8 protein-coding genes and 2 pseudogenes are annotated in these 12,116 nt (G+C 66.2%); 3 read left to right on the top strand and 7 right to left on the bottom strand.

Annotated features, from left to right (window positions below; translation table 11 throughout):
- Positions 1-870: a rhomboid family intramembrane serine protease gene (locus AC1DZV_RS11010; RefSeq protein ID WP_476953710.1), complete on the top strand. Its 870-nt coding sequence runs from the start codon at positions 1-3 to the stop codon at positions 868-870.
- A gap of 1,110 nt (positions 871-1,980) precedes the next feature.
- Here AC1DZV_RS11010 and AC1DZV_RS11005 read toward each other — a convergent pair.
- Positions 1,981-2,586, bottom strand: coding sequence for a DNA-3-methyladenine glycosylase I (locus AC1DZV_RS11005; protein WP_476950941.1), 606 nt, complete (start codon positions 2,584-2,586; stop codon positions 1,981-1,983).
- A 105-nt stretch (positions 2,587-2,691) separates the two neighbouring features.
- Positions 2,692-2,946: a cell division protein CrgA gene (locus AC1DZV_RS11000; RefSeq protein ID WP_476950942.1), complete on the bottom strand. Its 255-nt coding sequence runs from the start codon at positions 2,944-2,946 to the stop codon at positions 2,692-2,694.
- Between the two features lie 186 nt (positions 2,947-3,132).
- Here AC1DZV_RS11000 and AC1DZV_RS10995 point away from each other — a divergent pair.
- Positions 3,133-3,753 (top strand): annotated as a pseudogene (locus tag AC1DZV_RS10995) (sortase domain-containing protein).
- A gap of 170 nt (positions 3,754-3,923) precedes the next feature.
- Positions 3,924-4,565, top strand: a complete 642-nt coding sequence (locus AC1DZV_RS10990) for an anthranilate synthase component II (protein ID WP_028278232.1) — start codon at positions 3,924-3,926, stop codon at positions 4,563-4,565.
- Between the two features lie 63 nt (positions 4,566-4,628).
- On the opposite strand, the gene pknB is transcribed toward AC1DZV_RS10990, so the two are convergent.
- From pknB to AC1DZV_RS10965, 5 genes and pseudogenes are all read right to left on the bottom strand, one after another.
- Positions 4,629-6,608, bottom strand: coding sequence for a Stk1 family PASTA domain-containing Ser/Thr kinase (pknB, locus tag AC1DZV_RS10985; protein ID WP_476950943.1), 1,980 nt, complete (start codon positions 6,606-6,608; stop codon positions 4,629-4,631).
- A gap of 6 nt (positions 6,609-6,614) precedes the next feature.
- Complete coding sequence (locus AC1DZV_RS10980; RefSeq protein ID WP_476950944.1) at positions 6,615-8,459, bottom strand: protein kinase domain-containing protein; 1,845 nt, start codon at positions 8,457-8,459, stop codon at positions 6,615-6,617.
- On the bottom strand, positions 8,456-9,913 hold the full coding sequence (locus AC1DZV_RS10975; RefSeq protein ID WP_476953709.1) for a peptidoglycan D,D-transpeptidase FtsI family protein: 1,458 nt from the start codon (positions 9,911-9,913) through the stop codon (positions 8,456-8,458). The genes AC1DZV_RS10980 and AC1DZV_RS10975 overlap by 4 nt, the downstream gene beginning before the upstream one ends.
- The gene (locus AC1DZV_RS10970; RefSeq protein WP_028278228.1) at positions 9,910-11,355 is read right to left on the bottom strand and encodes an FtsW/RodA/SpoVE family cell cycle protein; all 1,446 of its coding nucleotides are present in this window, start codon (positions 11,353-11,355) and stop codon (positions 9,910-9,912) included. The genes AC1DZV_RS10975 and AC1DZV_RS10970 overlap by 4 nt, the downstream gene beginning before the upstream one ends.
- Positions 11,352-12,116 (bottom strand): annotated as a pseudogene (locus tag AC1DZV_RS10965) (serine/threonine-protein phosphatase); the annotation flags it as partial. The pseudogene AC1DZV_RS10965 and the gene AC1DZV_RS10970, both read right to left, overlap by 4 nt.

Raw genomic sequence — 12,116 nt, 5'->3', positions numbered from 1 at the left:
ATGAGCTACGGAATTCCGGCGGCGGAGCCGTCCGCAGATGTCCCGGTATGCCCCAGGCACCCGGACCGGCCCGCCTATGTGCGTTGCCAGCGGTGCGGGCGCCCTGCGTGCCCCGACTGCCAGCGGGCGGCCGCCGTCGGATTCCAATGCGTTGACTGTGTCAACGAAACCAAGCGCACGACGCCGGCCGTCAGGACCGTCTACGGCGGCGCCGCGACCGCCGGTAAACCCGTCGTCACTTACGTGATCATCGCGCTGTGTGCCCTTGTCTATGCGCTGCAGTGGATAGTCCCCAACGACGGGATTTACCAGCAACTGGCCTACGCTCCCGCCCTGACCGGCGTTGAACCGTGGCGGATGCTCACTTCGGCGTTCCTGCACTCGCAGGGATTCCTGCTCCACATCGTCCTGAACATGTACACGCTGTGGATATTCGGCCAGATCCTTGAGCCGCTGCTGGGCCACGCCCGCTTCCTGGCCATCTACCTGCTCTCGGCCGTCGGCGGCTCCGTCGGCTTCCTCCTGCTGACCCCGGTGTATCCGGTGAACGGCCCGGTGGGCCTCGTCGGTGCCTCCGGCGCCATCTTCGGCCTGTTCGGCGCTCTGCTGGTAGTCCAGCGCCAGCGCGGCGGCGAAGTCCGCCAGCTCCTGGTCCTGATTGCCATCAACGGCGTCATCGGCTTCATGGTCCCGCAGATCGCCTGGCAGGCCCATCTCGGCGGCCTCGTCACCGGCGCCCTGAGTGCCGCCGTGATTGCCTACACCCCCCGCGGCCCGCGGCAGACCCTGCTGCAGGCCATCGGCCTCGCCGTGGTCCTGGCCTTGGTGACCGCCGTGTCCGTCGTGCGGATGGCCGGCGCCGGCGCTTAGCCCGCTCCTGCCGAAGTCGCCGGCCGCAATCGGCCGCAATTGAACGCCCCGCCCCTTCACTCTTTCCCAGTGCTTCTCTCGCTGGGGTTCCTTGGCTGTTTCCCTTGTGGACCTTTTCCCCTGTACCCCCGGGCCGATCCCCCGCACCTGAATTCACAGGTGCGGATCCGAGAGTTTTCCACAGCGGTTATCCACATTGTTAATAACTTACAAGCGTGTAGTTCACTGTGACGACCCGGCTCTGGCCGCCCGGGCTGGCGATTATCCAGCTTGCAGGCGATGCTGCCGATCGGATCTCCACACCTGTGGATAACTTCTGTGGGTTGCCCTGTGAGTAAGTGGACAACTTTGCCCCCAGGCCCTGTTGCCTGGTGCCGGGCGGCACCTGCCCTGATCCAGCCCCGTTCCGGCCCTGCGCCGCGGGAACTCCAGGGAGAACTCCACAGAACGGTGCCACGGGCACGCCAGGGACCGGCGCCTCAGGACCTCCGGACAGCGCCGCGTCACCACGCCGCACTCCCAGTGCCGTCGCCCCCACAGGCCCCGCACGCGGCGGCGGCCGGTCACGACGGGCCGTGGGACGGCCGCGGTGTGTGTTTCAACAGGGTTATTCACAGTGTTAATAACTTGATGGTCTGAGCATCCGCGGGATTTAACCCGGCTCATGGCCCGGCAGAGGGGGTTGCGGCTCATATGCACCGGCTGTTATCCCCAGCTGTGGATAACTTGTGGGTAGTGGCCTGTTATTAAGTGGATAACTCGTCCGTTGCAGCTGGTGTCGGGACGGACCACCATGCCGGGCGGCCAGCCGGCCCGAGGCGGCCCCGAGGCTGCCGTGAGCCGGCCGTGCGGCGGGGCCCCGGTGCCATCCGCGGTCTGTTGCCGGGATCAGGGAACTTGTCCACAGGAAATCCACACTGTTAATAACTTACAGCTGTGTAATTCAGGACCGGCCGGGGATCTCATCAGTCGCTTTGCGCCCCGCTGTGGCCGCGGAACTCGGCTGAACCGCATGAAGACCCGGAAACTTATGAACAATGTGGATAAGTTTCCCCAGGCTTGTGCACAGCTGTGGATAACTAAGCGGGACCTCGCGGGGTCATCGACGGGTCACTGCGGCCAGACGCCCGATGACCCGCGCCGGTGGCTATCCAGCAGATGGGTGTCCACCATTCCGATGGCCTCCATGAGTGCGAACATCGTGGTGGGCCCTACGAAGGCGAAGCCCTTCCTGCGCAGCGCCTTGGAGAGCGCGATGGACTCGGCCGAAGTGGTGGGGACCTCATCCAGGGAGTTAGGTCGGGGTGTGGCGTCCGGCTGGAAAGCCCATACGAAGTCAACCAGGCCGCCGTCGTCCCTCAACGCCAGAGTAGCGCGGGCATTGGTGATGGTCGCCTGGATCTTCAGCCGGTTCCGGACGATCCCGGCATCGAGCATGAGCCGCTCCACATCGGCGTCCGTGAAGCGTGCCACCAGTTCCGGATCGAAGTCCTTGAACGCCGCGCGGAAAGCGGGCCGCTTGCGCAGGATTGTCGCCCATGAAAGCCCCGCCTGGAATCCTTCGAGGCTGATGCGTTCGTAGAGGCCCTGTTCGTCCCGGACGGGCATGCCCCACTCGGAGTCGTAATACTCCCGCAGCATGGGATCCACGGAGGCCCACACAGGCCGCGCCAGTCCGTCGTCGCCAATGGTCGAGCCGTTTACTGCCGGGGTCATCTGGATTCCTTCGCTGGGCCGGGATTAGTGCTGTGGGTTAACGGCGGCGGGCCGGCACACTGTGTGTACCGGCCCGTCAGGGATGTGCGCCGCGCGGGCCTGGTGTCAGGAACGCCAGCGTGTGGTCATCAGGAAGCCGATGATCGCGATTCCGAAGCCGGCGACGATGTTCAACGAGCCCCAAGCCTGAACCGGGAAGGCGCCCTCGGTGATGTAGAACGTGATGATCCACAGCAGGCCAACGATCATCAGGCCAAACATGACGGGCTTGAACCAGACCGGATTGGGCTTGTAGGCCTCCGCGGCAGAAGTCTGCGGGGCCACACGGGCAGTCCTTTTACGCGGCTTCGACTCGGGCACTGATCCTCCTCGGCGGGCTGGAACAAGAGCGGCCAACGTGGCTTGGTATCCTGCAGGAAGCGAGCCCCCGCCGGCCAACGTGCTCTTGGTCGAGCTTGAATTCTTGTGTCGCACAATTCTAGCTGTAGTTCCGGCCACGCCGTGGACCCCCGCAACCGTCTTGGAGGAGAACCCGCAGCGCTGGAGTTGGAGCAGGAATCCGACCGGACGGCTCGCAGCCGCCGCGGGCTGTTCCTGCGCGCCATCCACGTCGCGGGCGAGCTGCTCCGACCGGGGGCGTCATTGTCCTGCTCTTTGTGGCCTGGCAGTTGTGGTGGATGAATGTGGCCTCCGACGCCCGGCAGCGCAAGGCGGTTCGCCGGCTACACGCGACCCATCGTTCAGGGAACCACTCCGGCGGTGTTGGACACCCTGGGCATCGGGCATTATCAGGGCACGGCCATGCCAGGGGCTGCGGGAAACTTCGCCGTGGCAGGGCACCGGCAGACCCACGGCGCCGTCCTGGACCATATCGACGCCCTGGTGCCTGGGGACCGGATCTACGTCCAGACCCGTGAGGGCTACTATGTCTACGTGTTCCGGAACAGCCAGACAGTCCTCCCCTCGCGGACCGATGTGCTGTTGCCGGTGCCGATGCGGCCGGGCGCCGCGCCCACGGAGAGCTACCTGATCATGACGAGCTGCAACCCGCGGTTTGGCTCCGACCAACGCTTTGTGGCCTACGCCCTGCTGGAGCGGTGGAAGTCCCTTTCGGCTGGACCGCCGGCTGAAATTTCCCGGGCGGCCCGCGCGGCCGGGGAAGGCTGACGAATGTATGGCTGGCTTTTCCGCCGCCTTCCCGGGCCCTTGTGGCTCAGGATTGCGACCGCGCTGGTGCTGGCGGCCGGAGCACTGGTATTGATGGTTCAGTTCCTTTTTCCCTGGCTGGCGCAATTCACCCAGTTAACAGATTCAACGATTGGTTCAGCAAGGCACCCATGAGCACAACCAAGATCCTGGTCGTAGACAACTACGACAGCTTTGTCTACACCCTGGTCGGCTATCTCCAGGAGCTCGGTGCGGAGACCACCGTAGTCCGCAACGACGACGTCACGCTCGCCGAGGCGATCGAAATGGCCGAGGCGCGGGACGGGGTCCTTATCTCTCCCGGTCCGGGGAATCCAGCCGGGGCCGGTGTCTGCATTGAGCTGATCAAGTGGTGCGGCAGCCACGACAAGCCCATGCTGGGTGTCTGCCTGGGGCACCAGGCGCTGGCGGAGGCCTACGGCGGAACCGTGACGCACGCTCCCGAACTGATGCACGGCAAGACTTCCCTCGTCGAACACCATGGAACCAGCGTCTTTGCGGGGCTCCCCTCGCCCCTCACGGCCACCCGCTACCATTCGCTGGCCGCTGTCCGCGAGAGCATCCCGGAGGTCCTGGAGATCACCGCGGAAACGGGCACCGGTGTGGTGATGGGCCTGCAGCACCGCACCGCCCCGCTATGCGGCGTGCAGTTCCACCCGGAATCCGTCCTGACCGAAGGCGGCTACCAGATGCTCGGCAACTGGCTGGAGTCACTGGGCATGGCTGGTGCTGCCGAACGGGCAGCGGACCTGAGCCCGCTCATCAAACACTGACCCGGCAGGCCCCGAAAGCTCCGGCGCGGCGGTAACCGGTACCTTCGGTCTTTCCCGACCGGGTTAGGGGAACAGTCCGCCCAGGGCCGCGTCCTCTTTGGCAGCGCTCTTGGTCGGCGTCGGCGTCGGCGTGGGCGACGGCGGGGGCGGCGGCGGCGCCGGTGCCTTCGCCACGGTCACGGTGATGGTCTTGCCCTGTTCGACGAGCGAATCCGCGGCGTCGGCCTGGCCTGTCACCTTGCCCGGAGCCACCTGGGAGTTCTCCACTTCGGTGGCCTTGAGCACCAGGCCCTGTTCCTTCAGTTTCGCCTCCGCCTCCGCCAGCGGCAGCCCGATCAGCTGAGGCACAGCCACCTTGCCCGTGGAGACGACGATTTCGACCGCGTCCGCCACGGCCACAACCTGGCCCGGGGCCGGGTTGGTGGTGATGACAATGCCGACCGGAACCGTGGGGTTGTTGGACATCTTGGTGGTGAGGGCGCCAGCCAGCCCCGTTTGGTGGAGAAGATCGCGGGCTGCCGCCTCGGTCCGGCCGGGCAGGTCCGTCGGGATGGTGATCGCGCTGGGGCCCTCGGAGATGTTGAGGATGATGTCCGAGTTGGCGTCCATGGAACTCCCCGACGTCGGCACGGTGCCAATCGCGGTGCCTTTGGGAATGCTCTCGTGCCGCAGCCGTTGGAGCTGTGGCTTGAAACCTGCGTTATACAGCCTTTGCAGGGCCTCTGATTCCGTCAGGGACGTCACCGTGGGAACCAGAACCTTGGTCGCCTGCGGGGGGGCCTGATTCATGAGGTTGTACAGCCACAGGCCGCCGCCGGCCAGCACCAGCAGTGTGAGAACCACGAGCGTCGCGATCCAGGTACGGCGCCGCGTCTTCTGGCGCGGGGTGTGCTCGCGTTCGACCGGCAGCGCCAGCGGCAGGCTGCCGGTGTCCGCAATGCCATAGAGTTCGGTGCCCGCCGGCTGCAGCACTTCCTCGTCGTCGGGTGTTTCTTCGGCGGGACGGAGCCGGCCGCCGGGGGAATCGTCGAGGAACTTGGCGCCGGTCAGGGAAAAAGCTGCCGTGGGCGCCAGGGGGTCGTGCCGGGGAACCTCGTTGGTGGGGTCGGTGGGGGCCTCGCTGGCGGAAGGCGCCGTGACCGGAACGCCGCTGCGCGCGGCCCGCAGGGCGCGGCGGAAGGCCGCGGCGTCCTGGAAACGGTCGGCGCGGTTCTTCTGCAGGGCCTTCATCAACACGCTGTCCAGCGCGGCGGAGACGTCGGGATTGAGGCTGCTGGCGGGCTCGGGGATCTCACGAACGTGCTGGTAGGCCACCGAGACGGGGCTGTCGCCGATGAACGGCGGCCGGCCGGTCAGCATCTCGTAGAGAAGGCAACCGGCGGAGTACAGGTCGCTGCGCGCGTCGACTGCTTCGCCCCGGGCCTGTTCCGGGGACAGGTACTGCGCCGTGCCGACGACGGCCTGCGTCTGTGTCATGGTGGCGGACGAATCCGCAATGGCGCGGGCGATTCCGAAGTCCATGACCTTGACGCTGTTTGAATCGGGGCAAAACATCACGTTGGCGGGCTTGATGTCGCGGTGCACGATCCCGGCCTTGTGGCTGTAATCGAGCGCGGACAGCACACCCAGGGTGAAGTCGATCGCCTGGTCGATGGTGACGTCCTTGGCCCGCACCATGTCGCGGATGGTCTTACCGGAAACGAACTCCATCACGATGTAGGGCACCCGGACGCTGTCGTCGTGGTCACCGGGGACCGCGTGGTCCCCGGTGTCGAAGACAGCCACGATCGAGGGGTGGTTGAGTGCCGCGACGGCCTGTGCCTCGCGCTTGAAGCGGGCCTGGAACTGCGGATCCCGGGCCAGGTCCGGGCGCAGCAGCTTGACGGCCACGGTGCGTCCCAGCCGGGTATCGAGGCCGCGGAAAACATCCGCCATGCCGCCACGGCCGATCAGCTCACCCAGCTCATAGCGCCCGCTGAGGACGCGCTGCGTGTTCGCCGGGCGTTCCTCCCTGTGCGACGGAGTGCGGGGTGTATTGCTCATGATCGTTTAGGGTCCGGACTTGGTAGCTGAAGGTGAAGGGGATGTGGCCGTGGCCTTGGCGAGGTGGTAGGTCACGACGCTTCCCGCGGTCACTTTGGACCCGGAAGGAGGCTGTGAGCTCACGAACGTGCCCGGATCTTCCTTCTTGTTCGTGGGATCGACGTCGGCTCCCTTGGCCCAGCGCAGCCCGGCGTCCTGGATGGCCTGCTGGGCTTCAGCCTCGCTGGCGCCCGCCTTGATGGACGGGACCTCGACCATTTCCGGGCCCTTGGAGTAGCTGACGGTGATGGTGGTGCCCGGCTGGACCGCACCGGAGGGATCGATGTTGGTGACGGTGCCGGGCGTCGCGTCGTTGACGACCTCGACGCCGGTGACTTGCAGCCCCTTGCCGATCAGCTCATTGCGGACATCGTTGTACGGCCGCCCCAGGTACGCATCCGGGATCAGGTTGATCGCTGCCGGGGTGGATTCGGTGGGTGTCGCGGAGCTGGGCGTGGGGGTGGGGGTCTCGGTCGGGGAAGCCGACGACGCCGACGGCGTGGCACTGCTCGGTTTCGCGATGCTGGACGTGGCACTGCTCGCGGCCGGAGCCTGCGAGGGGAAGAGACTGCCGGCCTGGCTCAGGACCACACCGAGCAGGGCGAACACCACCAGCAGGATCAGCGCAATCAGCGGCCACGTCCACGGGCTGCGTCCGCGGCGCTTCGGCTCCTCCTCCGGCTGGTCGTAGTCTTCTTCCTCCTCTTCCTGCACCCAGCTTCGCTCGGCCGCCAGGGCATCGGCGCGGTTGAGAGCGTTGCGGGCGCCGTAGCCGCTGGCTGCGGCAGCGCCTGCGGCCAGGCCCGCGGCTGCACCTGCACCGGCGGCGCCCACGACGGGCAGCGCGGACGTCGCCGACGTCGACTTGTCCTCTGCGGCGCTGGAGCCAATGACGCTGGTGGCCGCGGTGGGGACGTCGACGGGGGCCGTGATGGGCCCGGTGGCTGCCTCGAAAAGCAGCATGCCCGGTACGGCTGCGTGTGCGGCGGCGATATCACCGTTGCGGATGGCCTCGGCCGCCTCGGACAGCTTGATGGCGTCGGCCGGGCGGTTCTTCGGATCCTTCGCCAGCATGGACATCAGCAGCGCGCGGACGGGCCTGGGCAGTGTGTCCGGCAGCGGCGGAGGCGCATCGTTGACCTGGGCCAGCGCGATGGCGATCTGCGATTCCCCGGAGAACGGCCGGTGGCCCGTGAGGCACTCGTAGCCGATCACGCCGAGGGAGTAGATGTCCGAGGCTCCGGTGGCAGTCTGCCCCGTGGCCTGTTCGGGTGCCAGGTACTGGGCGGTGCCCATCACCTGGCCGGTCTGGGTCAGCGGAACCTGGTCGGCCAGGCGGGCGATGCCGAAGTCGGTAACCTTGACCCGGCCGTCGGGGGTGATGAGCAGGTTTCCGGGCTTGACGTCCCGGTGCACGAGGCCCTGTGCGTGGGCGACGGCCAGGGCCCGCGCCGTCTGGGCGATCATCGACAGGGTGCGGTCCGGGGACAGCACCTGTTCGTGCTCGATGATGCTGCTCAGCGGCTGGCCCGGAACCAGTTCCATGACCAGGTAGGCGGAACCCTCTTCCTCGCCGTAATCGAAGACGTTGGCGATGCCCACGTGGTTCAGGAGGGCGGTATGGCGTGCCTCGGCGCGGAAGCGCTGCAGGAAACCGGGGTCACCCGTGTATTCCTCCTTGAGCACCTTGATGGCGACGATGCGGCCAAGGATCAGGTCTTTGGCTTTCCAGACTTCTCCCATGCCGCCGATCGCAATGCGCGTGGTCAGCTGGAATCTGCCGCCGAGGGTGATTCCCGAAGTAGGCCTCACTTATTCAACACCGCCTCAAAAATCTTCTTCGCGTTCGGACTGGTTAGATTTGCGCCAGTGGTGATGTCTACGCCTTCCATGACGATGGTGACGGCCACTTGCGGGTCATTTGCCGGGGCAAACCCGGTAAACCAAGAATTGTTCAGGCCATTGCCGAGTTCTGCGGTACCGGTCTTGCCGGCCACTTGGACACCGGGCACGGCCGCACGGTGTGCGATGCCGTCGTCGACGACGCTGACCATCCACTCATTGACCTGCCGTGCGATCTCCGGACTCGTGGCGGTGCGCAGGGCCTGGGGTTTCGGTTCGCTGATCGTGCGCAGGTCAGGGGCGCGTACGGCCTTGATCAGGTTCGGCTGCATCTGCACTCCGTCGTTGGCGATCGCCGCCGTCATGGTGTTGATCTGCAGCGGTGTGGCGCGGACGTCGCGCTGGCCGATTGAGGACTGCGCCAGCCCGGCGTCGTCCAGCGGTTCGCTCGGGAAGAAGCTTGGGGCGCTGTCCAGCCTGAGCTGGTCGCCGAAGTCCTGGCCGAAGCCGAATTTCTCCGCCTCGTCCCCGATGGCCTTCTGCCCCAGGTCCAGGGCGATGCTGGCGAACGGTGTGTTGCAGGACTGCTGCAGGGCAAACGCGAACGACGCCGTCGTGCGCGTGTAGCAGTTGCCGCCCGCGTAGTTGGGCAGCTTGTAGTCGATGCCCGGGAAGGACATCTCGGCCGGGTTGGGCAGGTCGCTGTCCTTGTTGTACTTGCCCGACTTCAGCGCCGCAGAGGTGTCAATGAGCTTGAATACCGATCCCGGTGCCAGCAGCTCGCCCGTGGGTCCAGAGACGTTCTGGTTCAGGTTGATCCCGGGGACCTGGTTCAGCTCGGTGTAATTGGCCTGTTCGGCGGCCGGGTCCTGGGTGGCAATCAGGTTGGGGTCATAGGACGGTTTGGACACCATGGCCAGGACCGCGCCGGTTTTCGGGTTGGTGACCACGATGTGCCCGCGAATGCCGTCCGGGATGAGGTCGTAGGCCAGCTTCTGGAGCTTGGGGTCCAGGGTCAGTTCCACGGACGCGCCCTTGGGCTGGTTGCCGAGGAACAACTGGCCCACCCGGTCCAGGAATTGCTGGTCCGAACTGCCGGCCAGGACATCGTTCATCGACTTCTCGAGTCCGGTGAGGCCGTAGTTCTTGGAGAAGTAGCCGGTGACGCCCGCGTAGAGCTCGGGCTGGGAGTAGGTCCGCTGGAATTTGCAGCTCTCCGTGGCGGGCACTGACTCTGCCACCGGGGTGCCGCCAACAATGATCGCACCGCGGTCGTTGCAGTAGTTCTGCAGGATGGCGCGCCTGTTCCAGGCGTTGGCCTTAAGCTCGTCGGCGCCAACCACCTGCACATAGCTCAGTGCGCCGAAGACCAGCACGAACATCGCGATGGCGGCAATCCATGAATTGCGGATGGCCTGGTTCACAGCTGTTTCACCGCCTCGGTGGGTGCGTCGGGACTGTTTCGGGGATCCGGCGCCGGTTTGGCAGGCAGCACGGGGAAGTTCTTGCGCGCACCGGGTTCCTGGCCGGGCGGCAGCGGCGTTGTATCCACCGGGCCGCGCGCGGAGTGCGAAATCATGAGCAGCAGACCCACAATGATCCAGTTCGCCAGGAGCGAGGACCCGCCGGCGGCGAGGAACGGCGTCGTAAGTCCGGTCAGCGGGATCAGGCGCGTCACACCGCCGATCACCACAAAGCACTGCAGCGCGATCGCGAAGGAGAGCCCGGTGGCGAGCAGTTTGCCGAACGCGTCGCGGGTGCCCAGCGCGGCGCGGAAGCCCCGGGTGAACAGCAGCAGGTACATCAGGACGATCGCGAAGACGCCGATCAGGCCCAGTTCCTCGCCAAAGGAGGCGATGATCATGTCGCTGTTGGCGAAGGGGACGAGGTTGGGCCGGCCCTGGCCGAGGCCGGTGCCGACCAGGCCGCCGTTGGCCATGCCGAACAGGCCCTCGACAATTTGGAGGCTGCCGCCGAACTGCCGGCCGTAGACCTCATCGGTGAACGCGTTGAGCCAGCCGTCGATCCGCAGGGCCACGTGCGAGAACACGCGGGCAGCGACGAAGCCGCCGACGGCAATCAACACGAGGCCGATGATCACCCAGCTGATGCGGCTCGTGGCGACGTAGATCATGACGAGGAACAGGCCGAAGAACAGGATCGAGGATCCGAGGTCACGCTGGAAGACCAGCACGCCGATGCTCACGAGCCAGGCGGTGATCATGGGGCCCATGTCCTTGAACCGCGGGAACTGCACCGGGCCGATCTTGCGGCCCGCCAGCAGTATCAGGTCCCGGTTCGACGACAGGTAGCCGGCAAAGAAGATGGCCAGCGTGATCTTGGCGATTTCACCCGGCTGGAAGGTCATGGAACCGATCTTGATCCAGACGCTGGCACCCAGGACCTCTCCGGCGGAGATGCCGGGAACCAGCGGCAGGATGAGGAGCACGGCGCTGATGGCCAGGGAGATATAGGTAAAGCGGCGCAGGATCCGGTGGTCCTTGAGGAACCAAATGACCGCGATCGCGACCGCCATGGCCACCAGGGTCCAGCGCAGCTGGTTGTTGCCGGTGTCTTCGCCCACCCTGTCCAGCCGGTGGATCATGGCCAGGCCCAGCCCGTTAAGGGCGACCACGAGCGGAAGTATTACCGGGTCGGCATATTTTGCGCGGAGCCGCAACACCACATGGAAGGCGAGGGCGGCCAACGCCAGGAGTCCGGACTGGAACCAGAAGTCGGTGTCGAACGCTTTTTGCCGGTCCACTCCCACGAGTGCCTGGGCACCAATCCCAACGGCGAGGGCGAGGACCAGGAGGACAAGCTCCACGTTTCGTCGTGGCCTGGGCACGGGGTCGATGGGTGTCATTTGGCCCCCTCGCAATTCGTAGTCGGGGTGGCGGATGGCGACGGCTTGGCCGCTCCAGTGGAGGCTGTGGCACTTGGCGACGCCGTGGAGCCCGGCTTGGCCGTGGAGCCCGGCTTGGCCGTGGTGCCGGGGGAGGGGGTGGCACCGGCGGCCGTCGCTGCGGGGGACGGGGTGAGGCATTCATCGGCCGGGGCGGTCGTGCCGGTGCGTTCCAGGTTTTTGACGATCCGCTGCGCGTCGTAGAGGTCGCGGGCGGGCACAGTCTGGCGCACCCGCTGCTGCGAAAATTCGGGAAGGTCGGACATCTTGATATCGGTTACCGCTTCGAGAGTGGAAAGCTGGATGGGCCCGAGACGCTGGGAGACGCCGTTGAAGATGGCCACATGCTGATCGTGTTCGCCGATGTAGTAGCGCGTCTGGGTCCAGGCGTAGCCGAGCCAGAGTCCGACGGCCAGCAGCGAGACGATCGCGGCGGCAATGGATACGGTCAGCCACCGGCGCGGCCGTCCGGCGGGCCTGAAGTCGTCCGCCTCCTCGCGGTCCTGTTCGGACTTGTGCGTGAGGACCGTGGCCGCGCGCCGGGCCACGGTGCGTCCGGCGATGGAAGGAATGGACCCTGATTCCGCTGCTGCGGCGGCGGCCCCCACAAGTTCATGCGGGCGCGTGGAGAGTTCTTCCCGCAGAACTTCGGCCGAGAGGTGTTCGCCCAGATGCGGGTCGGTGGTGGTCTCGGGCTCCTTGCCCTCGGCGGCCTTCTGTGC

It is taken from the genome of Arthrobacter sp. P1_D12 (assembly GCF_056406175.1).
This window is presented reverse-complemented; position numbering and strand designations above follow the sequence as displayed.

Excerpts from the sequence above, each read along its gene's own strand:
- AC1DZV_RS11010 (WP_476953710.1), top strand. The coding sequence starts at position 1 with ATGAGCTACGGAATTCCGGCGGCGGAGCCGTCCGCAGATGTCCCGGTA.
- AC1DZV_RS11005 (WP_476950941.1), bottom strand. The coding sequence starts at position 2,586 with ATGACCCCGGCAGTAAACGGCTCGACCATTGGCGACGACGGACTGGCG.
- AC1DZV_RS10990 (WP_028278232.1), top strand. The coding sequence starts at position 3,924 with ATGAGCACAACCAAGATCCTGGTCGTAGACAACTACGACAGCTTTGTC.
- pknB (WP_476950943.1), bottom strand. The coding sequence starts at position 6,608 with ATGAGCAATACACCCCGCACTCCGTCGCACAGGGAGGAACGCCCGGCG.
- AC1DZV_RS10970 (WP_028278228.1), bottom strand. The coding sequence starts at position 11,355 with ATGACACCCATCGACCCCGTGCCCAGGCCACGACGAAACGTGGAGCTT.